The organism is Agrobacterium albertimagni AOL15, from assembly GCF_000300855.1.
Lineage (GTDB): Bacteria > Pseudomonadota > Alphaproteobacteria > Rhizobiales > Rhizobiaceae > Allorhizobium > Allorhizobium albertimagni.
In genome coordinates this window covers 13,689-36,075 of record NZ_ALJF01000019.1, presented here as the reverse complement: position 1 = coordinate 36,075, position 22,387 = coordinate 13,689, and the positions used below count along the sequence as shown (strand labels likewise).

At 62.1% G+C, this 22,387-nt stretch carries 20 protein-coding genes; 6 read left to right on the top strand and 14 right to left on the bottom strand.

Annotated elements, in window-relative coordinates:
* Positions 1-29 precede the first annotated feature (29 nt).
* On the bottom strand, positions 30-842 hold the full coding sequence (locus QWE_RS20965; RefSeq protein ID WP_006728182.1) for a DeoR/GlpR family DNA-binding transcription regulator: 813 nt from the start codon (positions 840-842) through the stop codon (positions 30-32).
* A 200-nt stretch (positions 843-1,042) separates the two neighbouring features.
* On the opposite strand from QWE_RS20965, the gene QWE_RS20960 reads away from it, so the two are divergent.
* Positions 1,043-3,139: a bifunctional rhamnulose-1-phosphate aldolase/short-chain dehydrogenase gene (locus tag QWE_RS20960; RefSeq protein WP_006728181.1), complete on the top strand. Its 2,097-nt coding sequence runs from the start codon at positions 1,043-1,045 to the stop codon at positions 3,137-3,139.
* Between the two features lie 38 nt (positions 3,140-3,177).
* Here QWE_RS20960 and QWE_RS24885 read toward each other — a convergent pair whose 3' ends face one another.
* Positions 3,178-3,336 carry a YqaE/Pmp3 family membrane protein gene (locus QWE_RS24885; protein ID WP_006728180.1) on the bottom strand — a complete coding sequence of 53 codons (159 nt, stop codon included), beginning with the start codon at positions 3,334-3,336 and terminating at the stop codon, positions 3,178-3,180.
* A 76-nt stretch (positions 3,337-3,412) separates the two neighbouring features.
* Between QWE_RS24885 and rhaI the strand changes: the two genes are divergently transcribed.
* Complete coding sequence (rhaI, locus tag QWE_RS20950; RefSeq protein ID WP_006728179.1) at positions 3,413-4,705, top strand: L-rhamnose catabolism isomerase; 1,293 nt, start codon at positions 3,413-3,415, stop codon at positions 4,703-4,705.
* 87 nt (positions 4,706-4,792) lie between these two features.
* On the opposite strand, the gene QWE_RS20945 is transcribed toward rhaI, so the two are convergent.
* From QWE_RS20945 to QWE_RS25385, 6 genes are all read right to left on the bottom strand, one after another.
* The gene (locus QWE_RS20945; RefSeq protein WP_006728178.1) at positions 4,793-5,512 is read right to left on the bottom strand and encodes a Bax inhibitor-1/YccA family protein; all 720 of its coding nucleotides are present in this window, start codon (positions 5,510-5,512) and stop codon (positions 4,793-4,795) included.
* A 23-nt stretch (positions 5,513-5,535) separates the two neighbouring features.
* Positions 5,536-6,309: an anti-sigma factor family protein gene (locus QWE_RS20940; protein WP_006728177.1), complete on the bottom strand. Its 774-nt coding sequence runs from the start codon at positions 6,307-6,309 to the stop codon at positions 5,536-5,538.
* On the bottom strand, positions 6,296-6,841 hold the full coding sequence (locus QWE_RS20935) for a sigma-70 family RNA polymerase sigma factor (RefSeq protein WP_006728176.1): 546 nt from the start codon (positions 6,839-6,841) through the stop codon (positions 6,296-6,298). The genes QWE_RS20940 and QWE_RS20935 overlap by 14 nt, the downstream gene beginning before the upstream one ends.
* 54 nt (positions 6,842-6,895) lie before the next feature.
* Entirely contained in the window at positions 6,896-7,534 is a 639-nt protein-coding gene (locus QWE_RS20930) for an exopolysaccharide biosynthesis protein (RefSeq protein ID WP_006728175.1), read from the bottom strand.
* Positions 7,535-7,613: 79 nt separating this feature from the next.
* A complete protein-coding gene (locus QWE_RS20925; protein WP_040300838.1) occupies positions 7,614-7,883 on the bottom strand; it encodes a hypothetical protein in 270 nt (89 codons plus the stop codon).
* An 11-nt stretch (positions 7,884-7,894) separates the two neighbouring features.
* Complete coding sequence (locus QWE_RS25385; protein WP_157790747.1) at positions 7,895-8,062, bottom strand: hypothetical protein; 168 nt, start codon at positions 8,060-8,062, stop codon at positions 7,895-7,897.
* Positions 8,063-8,193: 131 nt separating this feature from the next.
* On the opposite strand from QWE_RS25385, the gene QWE_RS20920 reads away from it, so the two are divergent.
* Complete coding sequence (locus QWE_RS20920) at positions 8,194-8,373, top strand: hypothetical protein (protein WP_006728173.1); 180 nt, start codon at positions 8,194-8,196, stop codon at positions 8,371-8,373.
* A 72-nt stretch (positions 8,374-8,445) separates the two neighbouring features.
* Here QWE_RS20920 and QWE_RS20915 read toward each other — a convergent pair whose 3' ends face one another.
* Positions 8,446-9,549 (bottom strand): DUF475 domain-containing protein, encoded by a 1,104-nt coding sequence (locus QWE_RS20915; RefSeq protein WP_006728172.1) that lies wholly within the window; start codon positions 9,547-9,549, stop codon positions 8,446-8,448.
* Between the two features lie 333 nt (positions 9,550-9,882).
* Here QWE_RS20915 and QWE_RS20910 point away from each other — a divergent pair, with 333 nt between their 5' ends.
* A complete protein-coding gene (locus tag QWE_RS20910; protein ID WP_006728171.1) occupies positions 9,883-10,323 on the top strand; it encodes a DUF1810 domain-containing protein in 441 nt (146 codons plus the stop codon).
* On the opposite strand, the gene QWE_RS20905 is transcribed toward QWE_RS20910, so the two are convergent.
* The 5 genes from QWE_RS20905 to QWE_RS20885 form a co-directional block, all read right to left on the bottom strand.
* Entirely contained in the window at positions 10,320-10,736 is a 417-nt protein-coding gene (locus tag QWE_RS20905) for an OsmC family protein (protein WP_006728170.1), read from the bottom strand. The genes QWE_RS20910 and QWE_RS20905 overlap by 4 nt on opposite strands.
* 62 nt (positions 10,737-10,798) lie before the next feature.
* Entirely contained in the window at positions 10,799-11,200 is a 402-nt protein-coding gene (locus tag QWE_RS20900; protein WP_006728169.1) for a hypothetical protein, read from the bottom strand.
* 86 nt (positions 11,201-11,286) lie between these two features.
* Positions 11,287-13,374 carry a penicillin-binding protein 1C gene (gene pbpC, locus QWE_RS20895; protein ID WP_006728168.1) on the bottom strand — a complete coding sequence of 696 codons (2,088 nt, stop codon included), beginning with the start codon at positions 13,372-13,374 and terminating at the stop codon, positions 11,287-11,289.
* Positions 13,374-18,818 carry an alpha-2-macroglobulin family protein gene (locus tag QWE_RS20890; protein WP_006728167.1) on the bottom strand — a complete coding sequence of 1,815 codons (5,445 nt, stop codon included), beginning with the start codon at positions 18,816-18,818 and terminating at the stop codon, positions 13,374-13,376. Before QWE_RS20890 ends, pbpC begins: the two co-directional genes overlap by 1 nt.
* 106 nt (positions 18,819-18,924) lie before the next feature.
* On the bottom strand, positions 18,925-19,845 hold the full coding sequence (locus QWE_RS20885) for a LysR family transcriptional regulator (protein WP_006728166.1): 921 nt from the start codon (positions 19,843-19,845) through the stop codon (positions 18,925-18,927).
* 98 nt (positions 19,846-19,943) lie between these two features.
* On the opposite strand from QWE_RS20885, the gene QWE_RS20880 reads away from it, so the two are divergent.
* Entirely contained in the window at positions 19,944-21,131 is a 1,188-nt protein-coding gene (locus QWE_RS20880; protein WP_006728165.1) for an acyl-CoA dehydrogenase, read from the top strand.
* A gap of 244 nt (positions 21,132-21,375) precedes the next feature.
* On the top strand, positions 21,376-22,383 hold the full coding sequence (locus QWE_RS20875) for a PAS domain-containing protein (RefSeq protein WP_006728164.1): 1,008 nt from the start codon (positions 21,376-21,378) through the stop codon (positions 22,381-22,383).
* The last annotated feature ends 4 nt before the right edge of the window (positions 22,384-22,387 follow it).

Genomic DNA, 22,387 nt, shown 5'->3' with positions numbered 1-22,387 from the left:
GCTTTTCCCTTCCTCCCGGCCGCCTCCTCTTAAGCGACCGACGAGGTATCCTCCCTTGCCGCTGAAGCCATCGGCTTCACGGTTATGAGCTTCACGCCGGCGTCGGTGACCATGGCGGCCGCCTCGTCAGAAATTGCGTCGTCTGTGATGATCGTCGAGACCTTGTCGAGCGAACACAGGATCAGGCTCGACCGCTTGGCGAATTTGCTGGAGTCGACCATGACGATCAGCTCTTCAGCCTGGCGCACCAGCTTCTGTTCGCTCTGGATGACCAGCGCATCCGATTCCATCACGCCGAGTGCATTGATGCCCTGCGCGCCAATGAAGATGCGACGGGCATAGAAATTGCGGATCGCATCATTCTCGAAAGGCGAGAGGATCAGGCTCTGGTCGCGATAGATCGCGCCGCCGGGAACCGAGACCGTACATTTCGAATGCTTCACCAGATGTTCGGCGATCGCGAAAGAGTTGGTCATGACCTGCAGGCGGCGGGCCGACATGAAATGCACCATCTGGAAGGTGGTGGTGCCGCCGTTGATGATGATCGAATCGCCTTCTTCGCAGAGATCGACGGCGGCGCGCGCAATTGCGCGTTTCTTGTCGATGTTGACCGATTCCGATACGCGGAAGGGGCGTGCTGCGAGGTTTCCAAGCTGCGGCGGGTGCACGGCTTCGGCGCCACCGCGGACGCGTCTCAGCTTTCCTTGCACATGGAGAGACGCGATATCGCGGCGGATCGTGGCTTCTGAAGCCTCGGTCAGCTCGGCAATGTCCTGCACGGTGATCACAGGTTTTTCCTGGATCGCGCTCAGAATAATGCGATGGCGTTCGCGTTCGTGCATGGGGTCCTCCTGACCGTGATTTATTCGCAATGTTTTTACGCTGTCAATCAGAAACGATCAAAAATAATAATATTGCAACGCACAATGAGAATAAATGATCGAAAATGATTGACAACTGGACGGCGGCTGCGCGATATCTGCGAACAAGAAGGAGATGGGCTGTCATCGACCGCTCATGAAATAATTGCAGGGAGGATGTCATGACGGGCCAAACCCGCCTTCTCGAAAGCCGCTGGGATGATGCTTATGCCGCCACGCTCGATGAGCCCGGCAAGCTTCTCTATCGCTCCAACCTGCTGGGTGCCGACAAGCGCATCACCAATTACGGGGGCGGCAACACCTCTGCGAAGGTGATGGAGATCGATCCGCTGACTGGTGAAACGGTCAAGGTGCTCTGGGTCAAGGGCTCGGGCGGTGACGTCGGAACGATCAAGCTCGATGGCTTTGCGACGCTCTATCAGGAGAAGCTTGAAGCGCTGAAGGGCATCTACAAGGGTGTGCACGACGAAGACCGCATGGTCGGCTTCCTGCCGCATTGCACCTTCAACCTCAATCCGCGCGCGGCCTCGATCGATACGCCGCTGCATGGTTTCGTGCCTTTCACGCATGTCGATCACATGCATCCGGACGCGATCATCGCGATTGCGGCCTCGAAGAATTCGAAGGAATTGACTGAGAAGATCTTCGGCTCGGAGATCGGCTGGCTGCCCTGGCGCCGTCCCGGCTTCCAGCTGGGCCTCGACCTCGAAGCCTTCGTGAAGGCCAATCCGACCGCCAAGGGTGTGGTTCTCGAAAGCCACGGCCTGTTCACGTGGGCCGATGATGCCAAGGATTGCTACCTGCTGACGCTTGAGATCATCAACAAGGCGATCGCGTGGTTTGCCAAGGAGACCGAGGGCAAGACGATCTTCGGCGGTGCCGTCGCAAAGAGCCTGCCGGCAGACGAGCGCCGTGCGATTGCTGCGCGCCTGATGCCCGAAATCCGCGGCCGCATCGGCAAGGCAGAGCGTAAGCTCGGCCATTTTGACGACCAGGATGCGGTGCTCGAATTCGTCAATTCGAAGAACCTGCAGCCGCTGGGCAGTCTTGGTACCTCTTGCCCCGACCATTTCCTGCGCACCAAGATCCGGCCGCTGATCGTCGATTTCGATCCGGCAAAGCCGGATGTCGATGCGGTTCTTGCCGGCCTCGACAAGGCGCTCGAAGCGTATCGCGCTGACTACACGCGCTACTACGAGACCTGCAAACACGACAATTCGCCCGCCATCCGCGATCCGAACCCGGTCATCTTCCTGGTTCCGGGTGTCGGCATGCTGTCCTTTGCCAAGGACAAGGCGACGGCCCGCATTGCCGGTGAGTTCTACGTCAACGCCATCAATGTGATGCGCGGCGCCTCGACGGTTTCCGAATATCAGGGACTGCCGGAGCAGGAAGCCTTCGATATCGAATACTGGCTGCTGGAAGAGGCAAAGCTGCAGCGCATGCCGAAGCCGAAAAGCCTGGCCGGCCGGGTCGCCTTTGTTACCGGTGGTGCTGGCGGCATTGGCCGGGCGACGGCGGACCGGCTGATGGCGGAAGGCGCTTGCGTGGTGCTGGCCGATATCGACGCTGCGGCACTTGAGCAGACCGTCGCGGACTTCTCGAAGAGACATGGCGCGGATGTGGTCCGCTCGCTTCAGCTCGACGTGACGCGCGAGAATGCGGTTATCCGCTCATTTGCCGAAGCTTGCGTGGAGTTCGGCGGTGTCGACATTCTCGTTTCGAACGCCGGGATCGCTTCGTCTGCGCCGGTCGAAGATACGACGCTGGCCATGTGGGACAAGAATATCAGCATCCTGGCCACCGGCTATTTCCTCGTCTCGCGCGAAGCCTTCCGGCTCTTCCGGCGTCAGAAGCTCGGCGGCAACGTCGTCTTCGTTGCCTCGAAGAATGGCCTTGCCTCTTCGCCAAACGCCTCCGCCTATTGCACGGCCAAGGCGGCCGAGATCCATCTCGCCCGTTGCCTGGCGCTCGAAGGCGCAGACGCCGGTATCCGGGTGAACACGGTCAATCCGGATGCGGTTCTGCGCGGTTCTAAGATCTGGAATGGCGAGTGGCGCGAGCAGCGCGCGGCCTCCTCGAAGATCGAAGTCACCGATCTCGAGGAGCATTACCGCAATCGCTCGATGCTGAAACTGAATGTCTTCCCTGAAGACATTGCAGAGGCGATCTACTTCCTCGCCTCCGATCTCTCGGCGAAATCCACAGGCAACATCATCAATGTCGATGCCGGCAACGCGCAGAGCTTCCCGCGCTGATCTCCCGAGCCCTCGCGGCGCTTGCGTCGCGAGGGGGCCTACTTGCGGATGATGACCCAGATGGCATGGATGATGCCTGGGATATAGCCGAAGAGCGTCAGCAGGATGTTCAGCCAGAAATGCAGGCCAATGCCGACCTGGAGGAAAACGCCGAGGGGCGGCAGGAGGATGGCAAGCAGAATGCGAAGAACGTCCATGTTGGCTCCGATTTTAGTGTGTGACTGCAGATAAACGCGCTTCGGTGACAATCGTTCGCGCGAAGTGGAGGAAAGAATGAGCGAGATCCGAATAGCCGCTGACATCGTTGCCGCTGAGAACGAGAAGCGGGAAGGCGCCCATCGCAGCGACTTTCAGGCGCTGGGCGAGAAGCTCGCACGGAGCTCAATCGACATCGAGAAAGTCACGGCCAAGGTCGCGGACTTCTTCGTCGCCGTGCCCTCTTGGGGTGTCGGGACGGGCGGCACGCGTTTTGCGCGCTTTCCGGGGCAAGGCGAGCCGCGCCACATCTTCGACAAGCTCGACGATTGCGGCGTCATCCAGCAGCTGACGCGGGCGACACCGACAGTGTCACTGCATATCCCCTGGGACAAGGCGGATCCGAAGGAGCTGAAGGCCAAAGCGGATGCTTTGGGTCTGGGCTTCGATGCGATGAACTCGAACACCTTCTCTGATAGCCCTGACCAGCCGCATTCCTACAAATACGGCTCCCTCAGCCATGTGGACGCCGCGACCCGCCGGCAGGCCATCGAGCACAACATCGAATGCATCGAACTCGGTGCCGCACTCGGCTCCAAGGCGCTGACCGTCTGGATCGGCGATGGCTCCAACTTCCCTGGGCAGAGCAATTTTACCCGGCAGTTCGAACGGTATCTCGATGCGATGCGCGACATCTACAAGGCGCTGCCGGAGGACTGGCGGCTGTTTTCCGAACACAAGATGTACGAGCCGGCCTTCTACTCGACTGTCGTCCAGGACTGGGGCACGAACTATCTCATCGCCCAAACGCTGGGTGAAAAGGCCCATTGCCTCGTCGACCTTGGCCATCATGCCCCGAACACCAATATCGAAATGATCGTCGCGCGGCTGATCCAGTTCGGCAAGCTCGGCGGCTTCCACTTCAACGACTCGAAGTATGGCGACGACGACCTCGACGCTGGATCGGTCGAACCCTATCGCCTGTTCCTCGTGTTCAACGAGCTGGTGGATGCCGAGCACCGTGGCGTGAAGGATTTCTATCCCGCCCACATGATCGACCAGAGCCATAATGTGACGGATCCTATCGAGAGCCTGATCTCCAGTGCGAATGAAATCCGGCGCGCCTATGCGCAGGCGCTGCTCATCGATCGGGCGCAGCTGGAGGGCTACCAAAACGACAATGATGCGCTGATGGCATCCGAGACGTTGAAGCGGGCCTATCGGACGGATGTCGAACCGATCCTCGCAGAGGCCCGTCTGCGGGCAGGCGGTGCCATCGATCCGGTGGCAGCCTATCGTGCCAGCGGTTACCGCGCTCGCGTTGCGGCGGAACGCCCGGCAGTGAAGGGCGGCTCAGGCGGCATTGTCTGAGCCAGGCTTTCTTGTCATCTCGTGAAAACGCCCGGGTCGAAACCCGGGCGTTTTCATGTCAAAGCGTTCTACCGACGCGTTTTTATCTTATTCTTCGCGCTGGCCGGTCAGGCTCAGCAGCAGCTGGAACAGGTTGACGAAGTTGAGGTAGAGCGACAGGGCGCCAAAGACGGCGAGCTTCTGCTGGCTCTCCTGGTCGAAGTTCTCGGCATACTGCTGCTTGATGTTCTGCGTGTCCCAGGCGGTCAGGCCGACGAAGACGAAGACACCGATGACCGAGATCGCGAACTGCAGGGCGCTGGACCCTAAGAAGATGTTGACGATCGAGGCGATGATCACGCCGATCAGGCCCATCACCAGGAATGATCCGAACTGCGCGAGATCACGCTTGGTCGTGTAGCCGTAGAGGCTCATCGCACCGAACATCGTCGCAGTGATGAAGAAGGTGCGGGCGATCGAGGTCCCGGTGAAGACCAGGAAGACCGACGACAGCGACAGACCCATCACGGCAGCGAAGGCCCAGAAGGTCAGCTGCGCGGTTGCGGCCGACATCGCGTGGATGCGGAACGAGAAGAAGAAGACGAAGGCGAGCGGCGCCAGCATCACGACCCATTTCAGCGGGGTCGAGAAGATCGGCACGTAGAGCGCCGGGGTCTGGCTGACAACAAAGGCGACAATGCCGGTGATGACCAGCCCGAGGCCCATGTAGTTGTAGACGCGCAGCATGTGCTTGCGCAGACCTTCGTCGAAGAGTGCCGCGGACTGGGCCTGAGCGCCGTAGCCGAAGCGGTTCTGGATGGGATCCATAGTCAGTTACCTCCTTGGATGGATCAGTAAAGCGTGCGGGCAAGCTTGCGGGCCTGTTCGGCCAGCCTTTCCGCGTTTTCGGTTTCGGAGATCAGCGCGTAAGCAACCTCGCCGATCTGCCAATAGGCTGCGTTGGTCTGACCCTCCTGCTTCAGCAGCACCTGCTGAACGGCAAAATTGCCAGGCCTGACGGCGAAGAGGGACAACCTCTCGCCGAATTGTGGCTCGACCTCGAGCTCGACGCTCGGTCCGTAGGTCGAGGGGAAAATCTGGGCGTCCCGCACGGTCCAGTCATCCGGCATGGCCGGCAGAACGATGGCCGTGGCGGAACGGATCTCGGCCGGATCGAAGCGGCTCGTTTCGGACTGCGAGCTCATCTTTTCGCGCAGCTCCGCCGTCTGATGCGCGCGAACGGCCTCCTCGACGAACTGTGGCGGCGGCACGGAGGCCACGACTTCGCCGATGCTGCCGGGAGCGATCCAACCATGGGCGATCCAGCCGGCGCCCACGAGCAGCACAACGGCTGCCGCACGCCGCATGACGTCGATCGTGCGCGGACGGTTGAAGGCGCTTTCCAGCACTCGGGCTGCATCGCGTGTTTCCTGACGTACGACTGCTGGCATGCCCGCAAGCGCCAGCCGCAATTCGTCGCGCACTCGCAGATCGGCCATGACCTTGGCGGCGATCGCCGGATTTTCCGACAGATAGGCCTCGACCTCGATACGGCGGCCAACATCCAGCTGGTCGTCGACATAGGCGTGCAGGTCGGCCTCGATTACAGGATCATTGCTGGTCATCGGGGTTTCCTCCAACGATTCTGAGGTGGGGCACGAGGTTCGCGTCCTCGCCGCTTTCCATCGCCCTTAGCCGGGCGCGGGCGCGGGAAACGCGGGACATCAGCGTGCCCACGGGGATATTCAGCACATCGGCCGCTTCCTGATAGGAAAGCTCCTCGATGGCCACGAGATGGAGCGCTTCGCGCTGGTCTTCCGGAAGAGACAGGAAGGCGTCGCGCACCTGTGCCAGCCGTACCGAATGCTCCTGACCCGCAGGCGCCACGATGTCGGCCAGCTCCACGGCCGCATCCTGTCGGCGATTGGCAGCACGGTCCCGGCGAAGCCGGTCGATATGGGTGTTATGCAGGATCGACATCAGCCAGTTGCGGATGCTGCCACTGCTCTTGAAGGTCGATCGGCGCTCCAAGGCCCGGATAAGGGCATCGTGAACGAGATCTTCCGCCTCGTCCGGGTTTCTGACGAGCGAACGGGCGTAGCGTCGCAGAGCTGCGAGCTGACCAATCACATTGAACGGGTTCGTGTTCGTCGTCATGCCCCAGTATACGGAGCCAATGGCGATCCTATTCCATCGCCCAAAAGATTTTTTTCATGGGCCGACGATCGAGCCCAGTCCCCAGGCTGCCGCATAGACGAGACCGCCGGTCGCCCCGAGTGCAATCACGCCCATTCCCAATCCCAAAAGTGTCACCAGACCGTCGCGCTCCATGAGGCCAAGCGCGATCATCACAAGGGCCGCCACGGGCAGCATGTTGCCGAAAGGGATGGGTAGCGCCACCGCAATGGCAAGCAGAAGGACGGGGATCCCAAGAAACGCCTGAGCACGCGGTCCCGCGAAGCGCCGCATGCGGTTCTTCTGCAGGAGGGATTCCACGCGCAACACCAATGGCGCCGTATAGCGAACCATGAGATCGATGGTTGCTCCGGACACCTGTCGCCGCCCCAGAAATCGCGGCAACCAGATACGCCGGTAGCCGGCGATGATCTGGAGCGACACGATGGCGAGGCAGCTGCCGAACACCAGCCCGAAAGGTCCGGGGATGGGTGTCAGCGCCGGGAGCGAAAGGATCAGGATTGCAAAGGCGATACTGCTTCGGCCCATGGCCGACATCAGTTCATCCAGGCTGACCGCTCCCTTCTCTGCTGCATGAGCCCTCAATCGGGCAAGGCGTGTGGACGCCACACCGGCTTCAGCTGGGATGCTGTCTTGCGACGCGGCGCTGGTCATCGGATTGGCTCTTCTGTCATCGCGAAGATGTAGGAGGGCTTGGCCCCGGCGCCAAGATTGCCCGTGCGGGTTTCGTCGATTACTGGCGGGCCGCGATTAGCCGGACCAGAGCGCGGAAGCTTTCGACGTCGCCGTCGGCCTGGTCCAAGAGATCGATCGGGAAAAGGACCGCCTTGCGGTTCGCGTCGGAGAGCGAGGACGTCTGCAGATCCTGCTCTGCCGCCTGTCGGGCCGCGGCCATTGCCTGATGGAGGTCTTCCGCGTCGAGCAGGCCCTTGTCGATCATGCGGCGGACAAGAGCAGAGATCGCGAGATAAAGGCCTTCCAGCTGCGGATTGGCTGTGTTCATGGCGATGATCTTCAATCTATCCGGCGCTTGGGATCGAGATCAACGCCCTGTTCGGTCGGTCCCTCTTCAACGTCGTCAGCGTCGTCTCGTTCTGACCGTTCGAGGCGAGCGCCCCGGGTGTCGCTGTCCCGGTGGGGCCTTTGAACGTCGTGCGGTTCGGCGGTCTTTGCGCTGGTCATGCCGGTTCTCCTCCTCTTCACATCTCTATCGAACGTCGTCGTCCACAGTCGGTTCCGGAGACATGGTGCGGAATGGGTGGAACCTCTGCGCTTGCCTGCAGGTTTCCCGTGTCCCAGCAAAGGAGACATCCATGACGGAAGACATCGAACATTCGCGCAAGCGGCCAGTCGAAGGAGAAAAGTCTCACGCAGAAGACATGCCCGCGGCGGGTCCGCACGACAAGAAGGAGTTGCAGGATCCGATGAAGACGCCGGGCACGGGATCGCTGCCGGAGATCGGATCGCAAAAGACGGATGCCGGCCCGGAGTGACACTCCGCCCATCCGAAACGAAAAAGGCCGGCGCAAAGGCCGGCCTTTCTTACTTTTCTCAACCGTTCTCGGTCAGATGTGCTCCGCCACGGCCTCGCTGGCGAGACGCTGCTCTTCCTCGCGCTCATGGCGATTGTACTTGATCGAGGACCAGAGCGAGATGCCGATGAGAGCGGCGCCACCGAGACCGGTGATGACTTCCGGGATGTGAACCAGCGTCTGCACATACATGATCACAGACAGGATGAGGATCGCGTAGAACGCACCGTGTTCTAGGTAACGATACTCGGCGAGCGTGCCCTTTTCGACGAGCATGATGGTCATCGAACGCACATACATGGCACCGATGCCGAGGCCGATCGCGATGATGAAGAGGTTCTGCGTCAGAGCGAAGGCGCCGATGACGCCGTCGAAGGAGAAGCTCGCATCCAGCACTTCGAGATAGATGAAGGCGCCGAGGCCACCCTTGGCGGCTTCGCTCATGGCGCGCTGCGAGGCGTCGAGCAGACCGCCAAGAACTTCGACGGCGAGGAAGGTCACCAGACCATAGATCGCCGAATAGACGAAGGTCGTCGCATCCTCTCCTTCAAGAAGGTTCGAGAACAGCAGGATCAGCAGCAGCACGAGTGCGATCTCGATGCCCTTGATGGAGGCGGAGCGCGCCATATGGCTTTCGAGCCAATCGATCCAGTGGATGTCCTTCTCCTGGTTGAAGAAGTAGGTGAGGCCGACCATCATCAGGAAGGTACCACCGAAGGCCGCGATCGGCAGATGCGCATCGTTCATGATGCGAGCATATTCCGCAGGCTCGCGGGCAGCGAGGATCACGGCTTCAATGGGGCCGATCTGCGCCGCGATCACCACAATCAGCAGCGGGAAGATGATGCGCATGCCGAAGACGGCGATGAGGATGCCCCAGGTCAGGAAGCGCCGTTGCCAGACGGGCGTCATGTCCTTGAGCTTGTTCGCGTTGACGATCGCATTGTCGAAGGAGAGCGAGATTTCAAGCACGGCCAGGACCGAGCAGATGAAGAAGATGGTCGCCATGCCGGCGAAGGTACCGCTCATCTGCCATCCGAGAGCGGCGCCGAGAAGCAGGCCGATCACCGTGACGATAAAGGCCCAGCGGAAGTAACCAAGGGTGGAATTGCCACCCGTTGCTGCTGCGGTGCTCATGTGCGGTCCTCCAGGCTGGAGGAGACGAAATTACGGGAGATGCGAAGCGTCCTGCACGCCTTCGCATGAAGCATGATCCAAGTGTTCATTGTTCTAGAATCCGCCGGCTCAAATTGCTGGCGGTACCGACATCACGAGAGCGCCGTAAACTCTCGCCAGAGGGGCCCGGCACCAGGTTCGGGCGCGGTGATGCTGAAATCACGGCGCCTCACATTCTTGTTAACGAACATTGGTCCGACGTCAAGATTTAAGGCGGGTAGGGCTGAACAGTTGATCGCATCAGGCATGGGCGATGGCCTCCGCGGTCACCGCTGAAGGAGGAGGAAGGCTTATATGTTTGAAGATCGTTCTCCCGTCGACTTGCCGCGCTTCATGGACGCGCAGCGGGACACCTACGCGCAGGCGCTACGGGAATTGCAGGGTGGCCGCAAGCGCAGTCACTGGATGTGGTTCATCTTCCCCCAGCTGGAGGGCTTGGGCCGATCGCCCACTGCGCAGCATTTTGCCTTGAGGTCGCTCCATGAGGCGCGTGCCTATCTGGTGCATCCCATCCTCGGAGAGCGTCTACGAGACGCCACCCGGGCCGTTCTGGCGCATCGGGACCGAAGCCTTATGGAGATTTTCGGGCAACCCGACGACATGAAGTTTCGATCGTCCATGACGCTGTTTGCGGCGGCTGCCGATCCCGAAGGCGCTGCCATCTTCCGCGAGGCTCTCGATGTGTTCTGTGGCGGAGAGCCTGATCCCATCACGTTACAGCGTCTCGCGCGCTAGCCGGAGCCGATCCGTAATTGGGGGCGAACTGCGAGGCTGTTGCTGACAGTGCAGATTTCTTCGGCGCGGTGCGCAATCCTCGACTGGTCACGGGGATCAAGAGCACCCTGGAACGTCAGCGAGACGGTGATGGAAGCGAAGCGCGAGGGTTCGTCTGGCGCCTTCTCTCCTGTTACTGCGACCTGCAGGCTCTCGAAATCACCTGTTAAGCCCAGTTCCCGGGCCGCGATCCTTGCGCTCATGCTCATGCAGGCGGCAAGCGAGGCCAAGAGCAGGTCGAGGGGATTGAAGCCGGCCTCGGTCGGTCCGGTGACGATTTCGAGCTCACCACCGGTCGCGGAACTGATGACCGGATAACCCCTTCGCCCCAGTGTCGCTGTCGCGCCGATCGAACGGCTCCGCAGATCTGCCATTCCAGTCCCCATTATGTTCCAAGGTTCAAAATAGGGACCGGGGGATGGTGCGACAAGCTGCGTCAGATGCTGTTGCCGATGCGCGCCGTGCCGGTCTGGCCGTTGTCGCGGATCCACTTCAGGCGCTTGTCGCCGGTGCGGATCAGCTCGAAGCACATCGGTGCTCCCTTGTACCAGCTGGTGAACTGCTGGCAGAGACGATCGCCATTGATCCACCAGCGTCCCTTGTCATTGGGCTTGGCGAAGCGGCCGAGGCCGAGGGCTTCGCCCGAACCGTCCACCTGGCCGTTGGGACGATAGTTCAGCGGGAATTCACCGCCGAAGGGTACGGCAAGGTAGATCCTCTTGCCGATGATTTCATCCTGAATGGCGGAGGCTGTGAAGCGTTCATTGGCCATCGCTGCCGGGGCGATGAACGCGATCGTCAGGAGCGTGATCAGTCCGGCACGCATGCTGCTGGTCATAACGAAGATCTCCCGTTCAAATGGGTTAACGGGATCCTTTACGCGAGCCGTCCTGCGGCGGATCACGCGTCGCTGTGACAGACGCGTCAATTCCGGACGAAGACATTGACCGAGGCGGCTCGCCCTTCCGCATCGATCACGGTGAGGGTCGATTGCCCGATACCTTCGGGATGCCATTCGCCGGTCCTGCGGCGCGTGGATTCACGCATCGGTTTGCCATCGACAAGCCACCGAAAGGGCGCGCGTCCGGCTTGCATCTTCATGACGACTGGCAAAGCCTCGCCGTCTGGGCCCTTGCCGCGCTCGAGAACCGAACCTTCCAGGGGGTAGACGATCTCCGGTGGCCGCTCGCGCGCGGAGACGGCGATCAGGCCGTTGGCGTTGACCGAGAAGCGGCGAAGCGATTGCGGCAGGTCTGATGCCGCGAGGCGGTTCGCACCTGTCGGGGCGCGGGGCAGGGGCGTTCCGGCAAGGCCGGATTTGGCAAAGGCTTCGAAGAGGATGGGGGCTGCCGTCTGATAACCCGAGATGCCGGGGACGGCGGCATTGTCCGGACGGCCGATCCAGACCCCGAGCACATAGCGCCCGTCATAGCCGACCGACCAGGCGTCACGATAGCCGTAGCTAGTGCCTGTCTTGTAGGCGATGCCGGCGGGCGGGCTTCCGGCCGGCGGGAGAACGTCGCCAAGCACGTCTGCGACGGTCCAGGCGGCAGAGGGTTCGAAAAGCGGCTCTTCGTCGATCCGTTCGGCCAAATCGCGGATTCCGTCCCCCAGCCGGACCGGCTGTTCGCGGTTTGCGAGACCGGCGTAAAGCTGCACGAGATCCTTCAGCGTAATCCCGGCACCGCCAAGCGCGATCCCCAATCCCGGCGCTTCGTTCGGCGGCAGCTTCAGTGTCACTCCGGCGCGGCGTAGGCGCACCATCAGGCGGGAGGGGCCGACGGCATCGAGAAGACGGACGGCGGGCACGTTCAGCGACAATTGCAGAGCCTGACGGATGCTGACATCGCCTTGATACTGCATGTCGAAATTCTTCGGGCGGTAACCGAAGAAGTCGGCCGGACGATCCTCGACGATGGTTTCCTGCGCCACCAGCCCCTGTTCGAAAGCGAGGCCGTAGATGAAGGGTTTCAGCGCCGAGCCCGGCGAGCGCTCTGCCCGCGTCATGTCGATCCAACCGGAGCGGGACGCATCGAAATAGTCCGCGGCCCCGACTTCGGCGATGATCTCGCCAGTGGTGGCATCGGCCATCAGCAAAGCGAGGGAGACCTTCGGATCGAGCTTGCGGCCCGCTTCGAGGGCGACCTTTTCCAGGGTCTCCTGGACCGGTCGCAGGATGGTTGTCTGGTGAGTGCTGGCCTCGGGTGCCTTGCGCCGAGCGGCTTCGGCGAGATGGGGGGCCAGAGCCGGCAACTGCCTGCGCACAGTCGGGAGGGATGCGTTGAGCGCGAACTCGACCTCCGTGTCGTCGACGACGTCGGCCTCGCGTGCGCGCTCCAGAACCCGCTTGCGGGCTTCGAGCGCATTGTCGCGGTAGCGGTCCGGGCGGCGTTTCTCGGGCAATTGCGGCAGGGCGACCAAGAGAGCGGCCTCCGCAGTCGACAACCGTTTTGGTTCCTTTCCGAACCAGGCAAGGCTTGCGGCACGAACGCCTTCCAGGTTTCCGCCATAGGGGGCGTGCGTGAGATAGAGATTGAGGATTTCCGTCTTCGACAGACGCCGCTCGAGCTGGATCGCGCGGGCGATCTGGATGAGCTTCGCTGTCAGCGATCGCTCCCTGCGGGGCTCGATCAGGCGGGCGACCTGCATCGAAAGCGTCGAGGCGCCGGAGACGATGCGGCCGTTGGCGGCCAATTGCCAGGCGGCGCGACCGAGCGCCATGAGATCGACGCCGGAATGGCTCTCATAGCGGCGGTCCTCATAGGCGACGAGCATTTTCAGCAGAGCAGGGTCGACGTCATCGACGGTTGTTTCCAGGCGCCAAAGGCCTTCTTTCGTGGCAAAGGCGCGCAAGAGTTGGCCGTCGCGATCGAGAATTTCGGTCGAGATTTCGCGCGCTTCCTCCAGCGGGGGAGGGTAGTTCCTATCTGCCCAATCCAGCGCAAAGATCGAGGCGGTGGCCGCCATGGCAGCCACCCCCAAGCTTGCACCGATGCGCCGGGCGCGGCCCATCAGGGCGCCGTCGAGACCGTCATCGCACCGGCTGCGGTGCGCGCCGACAGCTGCGGACGATACATGTCTTCGACGCTTGCCGCCGGCAGGTCATAGGTGCCGGGCGTGACGGCGCGCACCACGTAAGCCAGCGTGATCGTGCCGTTCTCGCCTTCGCTCCTGTTGATCGCCGCGACGAAACGATCGCTGCGGAATTCGAGATGCGCGGTCTCCGTCTGGCCGATCCAGTCGAAGTTCTCAAGCGCCGCGCTGTCGACGAGGCTCGGGTTGTCGATCTCGAAACCTGCAGGCAGCAGATCGGTTACGAGAAGCTGGGCCGGCCAGTCATCCGCTTCCGTCACTTCCAGCACCACGACATAGCTTTCGTTCTGGATGACCTCGGTGATGTTGGCCTCTTCGCCGGTCAGGCTGTAGTAGGTCTTGCTGATCTCGAAGCCTTCGCCGCCGGCTGCCGGTGGCAGTGCCGGGGCTGCGACCGTGGTGATCGCGGCGCTGACAGGATCAAGCCCGGTGTTGGTCAGCGTCAGCGGCGCTTCGAGGAGCGCGTCACCCGGGATCGTGGCGGCGTAGGCGCCGGTCTTTTCGGCACCATTGACCTCAAGCTTCAGCCCCTTGTCATCCTGCTGGAGCGCGCGGGCGGCAAGCAGCATCCAGGTCTGTTCCTGGGTGCTGAGCGTCTGCTTCGCCTTCCACTCGTCGGCCACGACTTTTGCCAGGATCGGAACGACAGGCGGAACCGGGCGGCTTTCGGCGGCAAGCGCCAGAACGCCTGCTGCATCGCGCAGCGCCGAGCCATAGTCGGAACGGGAGAAGCTGACCGGCGTCAGGCGGGCCTGCTCGCTCATGCCGGCGGCATCGAGGAAGACGGCGTTGGCGCGCTCGCTATCACCGTAGAGCGACAGTGCCGCTGCCAGATGCGCTTTCGAGAGCGGCGTCGGGAAGTCACCCAGCATGGTATCGGCGTAATAACGGAGATCGCTGAGCGAGGCTTTGCGGCTGCGGGACAGCACGTAGAGCGCATAGGCGATCTCGTTGCCTCGTGTGCGGATGTCGTTGTCATAGGCGATGCGGTTCTGCAGGTTCTGCAGTGCCTGGACCAGGGCTTCTTCCGGCACGTCGAACTTCTGTTCGCGGGCGCGGGTCAGGAAGTCGGTGACATAGGCGTCGAGCCAGAGGCTTTCGGAACCCGGTGCCCAGAGGCCAAAGGAGCCGCTCGACGACTGGTAGGCGAGCACGCGCAGGATGCCGTCCTGAACGCGCTTGTTGATCGCCTCGTCCTCCGGCAGGCCGGAGAGCTTGGCCAGTTCATCGAAATAGAGAAGCGGCAGCGCGCGGCTGGTTGTCTGTTCGGCGCAGCCGTAAGGGTAGCGGTCGAGCGCCATCAACAGGCCGGGAATGTCGAGGCCGTCGGCGCGCGCGACATTGAGGCTGACCGAGGCTCCCTGCAGCAGGCTGTCGGCGAGCAGGTCGCCGTCGACGGTCAGGCTCTTGCCCGGTGCGAGCGCAATGACCTGGCGTTCGGTGATCGGCAGCGTTGCCGGACGGACGGGAAGATCGAGAGACTGACTGACGGCGATGCCGTCGGCGCCGGAGAGAGCAATGTCGATGGCGCCATCGCCGGGTGTGTTGGCAGTCAGTGGCAGTGTAACGGTGGTGGTTTCGCCTGCCGTCAGTGCAACGTCCTGGCTTTGAAGCCCACCAATGCTGACGGGACCGTTGCCGGTCACAGCGAGCGTGTAGGTGCCGGATGGAGCGTCCGTCGCGGCGATGTCCAGACGAAGACTGCTTTCGTCCTCAGGCGCGAGGAATTTTGGCAAGCTCGCCGTCACCACGATCGGATCTCGGATGATCACGTCCGTCTCGCTGTGGCCGACCCCGGTCTTCGACCAGGCCCAGGCCATCACACGGGCGGTGCCGTTGAATTGCGGGATATCGAAGGAGACCATCCCCTTGCCTTCGGCATCGAGCTTTACCGGACCCGAGAAGAAGGCGACGAGCTTTTCGCGCGGTGGATTGCCCTGAAGGGCAACCTGTCCGCCGTCACCACCGGTGCGGAGCCTTCCGGTTGCCCCCAGCGAGCTATCGATCAGGCGGCCATAGAGGTCACGCAGTTCCAGGCCGAGGCGCCGCTGGCCGAAGTAATAGGTCTCCGGATCGGGTGTCTCGTAGCGGGTGAGGTTGAGGATGCCGACGTCGACGGCGGCGACCATCACATAGGCTTCCTCGCCGATGCCGGCGCCGGTCACTTCCACCGGAATTTCCAGCGGCTGGTGGGGCAGGGTCTTTTCCGGCGGCGAAAGCTTGATGCCAAGCTTGTCGGCACCCGGATCGACGGCGAGCCAGGCAATGCCGATCGCGCGCGCCGGCATCCGGCTTTCTTCGGCGTCGCCAGGGCGGAAGAGGGTGGCCGTCACATAGGCGCCGGCGCCGAAATCCGCAGTGACTGGAATTTCGATTTCCGTGCCGGTGGCCGGGACCTCGGCAACCTGCGTCGAGATAAGGGCATCCGTGCCCGAGGTGACGATAACCTGGCCTGCGAAGCGCGGCGAGATCTTGAGCTTCGCGGTGTCCCCGACACTGTAGGCCGGCTTGTCGAGACCGATCTCCAGCGCGTCCGGCGTTTCGGTCGAGCTTGCGGTGACAAACCAGCCGGCATCGAAGTCGGCGCTGGTGACGGCGCCGCCCTGCTCGACCTCCAGTCGATGGGTGCCCCAGGTCACCGGTGCTGAAAGTGGTGTGCCTTCCGCTGCGATATCGACGGTACCATCGGCCACGAGCTTGGTCGTGATGATCGGCTCATAGCGCCAGGAGGAGCCATCGCGATACCACTGGTAGTTTCGCTCCAGCTTGATGAGTTTCCAACTTGCGCCGGCAAGGGCCTGGCGCTCGCCATCAGAGCCGAGCGCGATCAAGTTGAAGGCGGCATTCGAGTTTTCGGAGACCTCGCCTTCGAATTCCGGCTTGATGCCGATGACAGGCCCATCAGGCGTGACGGGAAGGGTCAGCTTGCGCTCGACCGCGCGGCCCCCGCTTTCGCGCAGCCGCAGGACAATATCGGCGTTCAGGAGGCGTGTCGTTGAGGGTAGATCGGTCAGCGCCACATCAATCTCGGCGAGGCCATCGTCATCGAGCGCGTCCAGCCCTTCGAGTGGCAGACGCATGTCTTCGATGCCCTCTTCGTCCGAAAGGCCGAAGCTGTAACGGGGGAAATCGGGATGGCTTGTCGTCGGCTGGATCACCACTTCGCCTTCGAGCGTCAGGCCTGCGGCCGGCGCACCGTAGAGGTAGCGGCCATCGGCGGAGACCGCAATCGGCTCGTCAGGCGAGATCGCCTTCGCTTCGCTGGAGAGCTTCAGGTCCAACCGGTCAGGCACGAAGTCATCGACCAGGAATGTCGAGCGGGCGATTGCCGGCTTTTTCGGGTCGGTGTGGATGGCGACTGTCCAGGTGCCACGCATGGCGTTAGCAAGGATCGGCAAGTCGACTGCATAACCGCCCAGCGTTTCGCTAGTCACCGCTATGCGGCGGAACTCGACCCCGTCCGGCCGGGAAAACAGAAAGGTCAGCGGCAGGCCCGAGATGGCGTCGGCATTGGTGTCGCGGGCCAACGCTGCGGCATGCACGGTTTCGCCGGGGCGGTAGATGCCACGCTCGGTCCAGGCGAGGATATCGACCGGGCCGGGCGCGGGGCGACCGGTGACGCCGCGGTCGGAGAGGTCGAAGCCGGCGCGGGTCATGTCGAGGAAGACGTTGTCGTCGGCGCCGCTGCGGGCTGCGATGACGGCCGGAGCGAGGGCTGCGCCGCCGCGCACGAGGCCAGCGTCGAAACGGGCTCGGCCTTCGGCGTCGGTTGTGGCGGTCGCCAGGATCTCGTTGTTCTTGGCGATCAGTTGCAGTTCGATATTGGCAAGCGGGCTTGCCGTTGCCAGCGAGCGGGCAAAGATATGCAGGCCGTCGGTGCCGGCAAAGGTCGAAAGCCCGATGTCGGACACGACGAACCACTGCGTCGCACGGCTATCCCAGTATTCCGTGACGGATGTCGGGGGGACCGCGGTCAAGACGTAGATGCCGGGCCTGCGGGTCGGCAGCGCTTCCTGAAGCGGAATGCTGGTAACGACTTCCTTGTTCTGCTCGTTGGCAATCTCGACCGAGCCCTGCCAGACCAGTTCGCCGATCTCGTCCTTGACGCGGCTGGCGGTATAGCCGTCCATCTGCGTGAGAAACTGCGATGCCGCGAGCAGGGGCGCTATGTTGCGGTCGCCGATCCGGTAGAGTTCGAGATTGGCGCTGTCCGTGTTGATCGAGACGAGCGGAATGCCCTGGCGGGCGGATGAAGGGAGAACGAAACTGTCGCCGGTAAAGCGCACGGTCGATGCGCGATCGCGAACATAGAGTTCGAGCTCGACCGGGGCTTCCAGGTTTTCGTCGACGGAGGAGGGGAGGCCGGCGCGAACGGCAAGCCGATAGCGACCGCCATGCTCCAGGCCCTCGACACAGATCTGGTTGTTCTTGGCTTCCAGCGCCTTCGGTGTTCTGCCGTCGAGGGTGACGAAGGACGAGTAGTCGACGCCGCGCTTGACCAGCGGTTCGGAGAACTCGACGCAGGCGCGCGGCGAGGCGCTGTCTGAATCGACCGTGTTGTTGACGACGCGGAAACCCTGGCGGGAGCGCAGGTCCTCGAAGGCCGCGCGCACTTGGGCATTCGACGCGAGTTCAAGGCTTGCCTTGTAGGCGCTGAGGGCCGGGCGCCAGTTCTCGCTGTTCTCGAGAGACTTCGCCAGCGTGGCAAGCGCCTCGGCACGGGTCGAGGCGCCCCGGGTCAGCAGATAGCCGTTGATCGCTGCCGTCGCACCCTCATTGGCCATGCCGTAATTGTTGACGACGGTATTGGCCATGCGGGCCATTTCGAGCCAGAGGGACGAGTCGTCTGCGTCGATCGCCAGTGCACCCTTCAGGGAGAGAATGGCATAGTCGATGTTGCCGCTGGCAAAGGCTGCGCGCCCAGTCTCGATCAGTGCATCACGTCCCAAACCCTCTTGTTCAGCCGCGACCGATAGAGTGTCGCGGCGATTGCGGGCTTCCGATCTCAGATAGTCCGAGACGAAGGTCAGCGTTGGTGGCGCGCCGATATCCTCTTCCGCCGTCTGCACGACTATGCGACCGGCGATCGCGCCCGGGAAGCTGTTCAGCTGGTCGTAGTCCGATTTGAGAAAGCACCAGTTGACCTTCGGGTTGTACGTGAAGGCGCGGCAGGTGGCGTCGCCAATGCAGCTCGCCTCGCATTCGTCGATGGAGACGTTCTTCTCCGTCCTGAGATCGAAGCCGAAATAGTCGGCATTCTCGACCCGCTCGACCGTCCTGATGTCCTGAGCACCGGCGGGAACAGATAGGGGGACGAGAGCCAGCGCGAGCGTGAGGATTGCCGAAAAACGGTGTGTGAACATGGTCCCCTCCGAGCCTGATCATGGGCTTCGAAGGATAGTCTTTGCTCATGACGGGGGCTTGTCAATCGGCACAGGACACAGGTGCTGAGTCATTTCTGAGTGGTCCTCAAACGCTCGCAGGGCGCCGCTCGCTGAAGCTTCTTGCCTGTTCGAGGATCCACGCCGCGAAGGTGCTGGCCGGCCCATAGGCCATCTTAGAGAGTGGCCGGACCAGGTAGTAAGCGCTTGCGCTTTTCACCTCGTGATCCCAGGCGCGGACCAGCTGCCCGCTTGAAAGTTCCGGCTCGATCAGGAATGTCGGGACGAGCGCGATCCCGAGGCCTGCGTGGCAGGCCTGGACGACGTTGGAGAACTGTTCGAAGCGCATGCCGCCGCCGCGACCCTCGCTGATGCCGAGGCTTGAAAACCAGTGCTCCCAGGCCCGTGGGCGGGACGCCATGTCGAAGAGCGGCTTGGACAGCAGATCTTGCGGCCGGTTCACCGGGTTGGCATCGAGAAAGGCCGGGCTGCAGACCGGCACCACCAGTTCGTGCATCAGAAACTGGCAATCGGTGCCTGGCCAGTTCGGTTCACCGATATGGATCGCGGCATCGAGACCGGAGCCTTCGAAATCGAACTGGCCTATGCGGGTGGCGAAGTCCATGATGATGGCTGGGTTCTTCGCGAGGAAGTCCGGAATGCGCGGCATCAGCCAGCGGGTGCCGAAGGTCGGCAGGATGGCGAGGCGCAGATGGGTGTCGTCGCGGGTTGCCATGGCCTCCAACGACAGCGTGCGGATCGTGGCCAGCGCGTCGCCGATGCCCTTGGCATAGGTGCGGCCGATCGCCGTCAACTCGACGCCGCGATTGGTGCGTTCGAAGAGCCTGACGCCGAGCTGGTCTTCGAGAAGGCCGATCTGGCGGCTGATCGCGCCTTGTGTCAGCGCCAGCTCGTTGGCGGCGGCCGAAAAGCTGCCGAGCTTGGCGACGGAATCGAAGGCGGCGAGCGCACTTGTGGATGGAAGGAAGCGGCGTTGATGTGTGAGCATGCGATATGAATAGACCTAATAGCAACATGAGTAAACATGGCTTGAATTGCGCTCCGACATGAGCAATCTGGCATAGCGAAACAAATTGGATGAGACCGATGAGCGAGATGCGACCCTTTTCCTGGAGTGATCCCTTCCTGATGTCCGAGATCCTCAGCGAGGACGAGCGGATGATCCAGGATGCGGCGGCGGCCTTTGCTGAAGCCGAACTCGCGCCGCGGGTCGCCGACGCCTATCTCGGCGAAACGGTCGAGCCTGAGATCTTCCGGCTGATGGGGAAGGCTGGGCTGCTTGGTGTGACCCTGCCCGAAAAGTACGGCGCAGCTGACGCCAATTATGTTTCCTATGGCCTCGTCGCCCGCGAAATCGAGCGCATCGACTCCGGCTATCGCTCGATGATGAGCGTGCAGTCGTCGCTGGTGATCTATCCGATCTACGCCTATGGTTCCGAGGAACAGAAGGACAAGTATCTTCCGGGTCTCGTTTCCGGTGAACTCATCGGCTGCTTCGGCCTAACCGAGCCGGATGCCGGCTCCGATCCCGGCGGCATGAAGACGCGCGCCGAAAAGATCGAGGGCGGTTATCGTCTGCGTGGCTCTAAGATGTGGATCTCCAATGCGCCGATCGCCGACGTCTTCGTCGTCTGGGCGAAGTCGGAAGCGCATGGCGGGGAGATCCGCGGCTTCATTCTCGAAAAGCGCATGAAGGGTCTCTCGGCGCCGAAGATCGGCGGCAAGCTTTCGCTGCGTGCTTCGGTCACCGGCGAGATCGTCATGGACGGCGTCGAAGTCGGCGAAGGTGCGCTGATGCCCAATGTTTCCGGTCTCAAGGGTCCCTTCGGTTGCCTCAACCGCGCCCGTTATGGCATTTCCTGGGGCGTTCTCGGTGCGGCTGAAGACTGCTGGCATCGTGCCCGTCAGTACGGGCTCGATCGCAAGCAGTTCGGCAAGCCGCTCGCCGGTACGCAGCTCTTCCAGAAGAAGCTGGCCGACATGCAGACCGAGATTTCGCTTGGTCTGCTGGCGTCACTGCGCGTCGGCCGTCTGATGGACGAACACCAGTTTGCGCCGGAGATGATCTCGATCGTCAAGCGCAACAATTGCGGCAAGGCGCTCGATATCGCCCGCATGGCCCGCGACATGCACGGCGGCAACGGCATCCAGATCGAATATCACGTGATGCGCCATGCGCAGAACCTGGAGACCGTGAACACCTATGAAGGCACGCATGACGTGCATGCGCTGATCCTTGGACGTGCGCAAACCGGTATCCAGGCTTTCTTCTGATTGCTCGATCGAGCTCAAGCAGTCCGGCGTCCCTGACTATTTATGGGTTTGGGCGCCGGACTGTCGCATTCTTGCGCCACCTCCGAAACTCCAAGATTTCAGCTTAAACATTCATATACTTGTCCGTGGCTAGAAACACATTCAGAAGCCGCGATGTTTGCATTATGCTTATGTTTGGCGATTCCTGACCTATGAGGCAGGATGCCTTTTGCTGTACGCTACGGCCGGTTGTGGAGGACGCGTCATGTATGCTCTAACAGTGCTCGACCACTCTGCGCTCGCGGCGTTCCGGAGCGAACACCCCTGGCTGGATTTCCCTGATGCGATCTCGGAGGTCTGCATCTACTTCGACGACAATGGGGGACCGACCCGGCTGACCGCGCTCGAAGAGGGCAGCGATGGAAAGGTCCTGCCTGCCGACGTGAACCGGTTCGGCATCGACACCGTTCTCAGTCTCATTCGTTATGCTCCGCAGGGGACTGCCGAGGTGGAGGAATGTCCCGAGGAGCGCGGGATCTGGGCCTTGCTTGAATCGCTTCCGGTCGCGGACGGAACACGTCCGCTCGACGATGTCGAAGCCGAGCGTGCAACGGCGTTGCAGGGAGCCTATGAGACCCTTCACGGCATCGCTTTGGACAAGCTACGAGCCCTGCGCGACGCGGCCCGCAATCCGCGCGAGATGCAGCGACTGTCGGATGCGGTTGCGTCATTGCCCCCACGTCTGGAGCAGGTCGACGAAGCCCATAAATCATTCTTCATGGAAGTCGATCTGTGGCGGCTGGTTGCCGTGCTGCGTGACGAGTTGGCCATGCCGGCCGACTACGAGATGATGGCAACCGGCGAGGACAGATTGCCGTCCCGCGAAACGATCGAAATGGCCGAGACCAATGCGCTCTCTGGTCCCGTCATCCAGGCCCTCTTCGAACTCTCGCCCGTTGCCTTTTCGATCTCCAGCATCGGCCAGAAAAGCTCCCGCTATGTCAGAGTGAACCAGGCCTATCTCGATCTCGTCGGCAAGACTTGGGACGAGATCCGCGGCAGCGAGATGGTCGCGTCCGGCGTCGTCTCGGGAAGCGAGGCTCGTGCCGAGCGTCTCATGCTGCTCGATCGCGATGGCGGCTATGCGGGCATGCGTGGTGAGATCCGCCATTCGTCCGCAGAGGTCGTCCCCGTGATGATTTCTGCCCGGCGCATTTCCGTTGCCGGGCAGCTTTATGATTTCGAGGTGCTTCAGCGCGCCTCGGACGACTGAACGA

What these genes read in the sequence shown, in the direction of transcription:
- QWE_RS20965 (WP_006728182.1), bottom strand. Translation starts at nt 842, where the DNA reads ATGCACGAACGCGAACGCCATCGCATTATTCTGAGCGCGATCCAGGAA.
- QWE_RS20960 (WP_006728181.1), top strand. Translation starts at nt 1,043, where the DNA reads ATGACGGGCCAAACCCGCCTTCTCGAAAGCCGCTGGGATGATGCTTAT.
- QWE_RS24885 (WP_006728180.1), bottom strand. Translation starts at nt 3,336, where the DNA reads ATGGACGTTCTTCGCATTCTGCTTGCCATCCTCCTGCCGCCCCTCGGC.
- rhaI (WP_006728179.1), top strand. Translation starts at nt 3,413, where the DNA reads ATGAGCGAGATCCGAATAGCCGCTGACATCGTTGCCGCTGAGAACGAG.
- QWE_RS20945 (WP_006728178.1), bottom strand. Translation starts at nt 5,512, where the DNA reads ATGGATCCCATCCAGAACCGCTTCGGCTACGGCGCTCAGGCCCAGTCC.
- QWE_RS20940 (WP_006728177.1), bottom strand. Translation starts at nt 6,309, where the DNA reads ATGACCAGCAATGATCCTGTAATCGAGGCCGACCTGCACGCCTATGTC.
- QWE_RS20935 (WP_006728176.1), bottom strand. Translation starts at nt 6,841, where the DNA reads ATGACGACGAACACGAACCCGTTCAATGTGATTGGTCAGCTCGCAGCT.
- QWE_RS20930 (WP_006728175.1), bottom strand. Translation starts at nt 7,534, where the DNA reads ATGACCAGCGCCGCGTCGCAAGACAGCATCCCAGCTGAAGCCGGTGTG.
- QWE_RS20925 (WP_040300838.1), bottom strand. Translation starts at nt 7,883, where the DNA reads ATGAACACAGCCAATCCGCAGCTGGAAGGCCTTTATCTCGCGATCTCT.
- QWE_RS25385 (WP_157790747.1), bottom strand. Translation starts at nt 8,062, where the DNA reads ATGACCAGCGCAAAGACCGCCGAACCGCACGACGTTCAAAGGCCCCAC.
- QWE_RS20920 (WP_006728173.1), top strand. Translation starts at nt 8,194, where the DNA reads ATGACGGAAGACATCGAACATTCGCGCAAGCGGCCAGTCGAAGGAGAA.
- QWE_RS20915 (WP_006728172.1), bottom strand. Translation starts at nt 9,549, where the DNA reads ATGAGCACCGCAGCAGCAACGGGTGGCAATTCCACCCTTGGTTACTTC.
- QWE_RS20910 (WP_006728171.1), top strand. Translation starts at nt 9,883, where the DNA reads ATGTTTGAAGATCGTTCTCCCGTCGACTTGCCGCGCTTCATGGACGCG.
- QWE_RS20905 (WP_006728170.1), bottom strand. Translation starts at nt 10,736, where the DNA reads ATGGCAGATCTGCGGAGCCGTTCGATCGGCGCGACAGCGACACTGGGG.
- QWE_RS20900 (WP_006728169.1), bottom strand. Translation starts at nt 11,200, where the DNA reads ATGACCAGCAGCATGCGTGCCGGACTGATCACGCTCCTGACGATCGCG.
- pbpC (WP_006728168.1), bottom strand. Translation starts at nt 13,374, where the DNA reads ATGGGCCGCGCCCGGCGCATCGGTGCAAGCTTGGGGGTGGCTGCCATG.
- QWE_RS20890 (WP_006728167.1), bottom strand. Translation starts at nt 18,818, where the DNA reads ATGTTCACACACCGTTTTTCGGCAATCCTCACGCTCGCGCTGGCTCTC.
- QWE_RS20885 (WP_006728166.1), bottom strand. Translation starts at nt 19,845, where the DNA reads ATGCTCACACATCAACGCCGCTTCCTTCCATCCACAAGTGCGCTCGCC.
- QWE_RS20880 (WP_006728165.1), top strand. Translation starts at nt 19,944, where the DNA reads ATGAGCGAGATGCGACCCTTTTCCTGGAGTGATCCCTTCCTGATGTCC.
- QWE_RS20875 (WP_006728164.1), top strand. Translation starts at nt 21,376, where the DNA reads ATGTATGCTCTAACAGTGCTCGACCACTCTGCGCTCGCGGCGTTCCGG.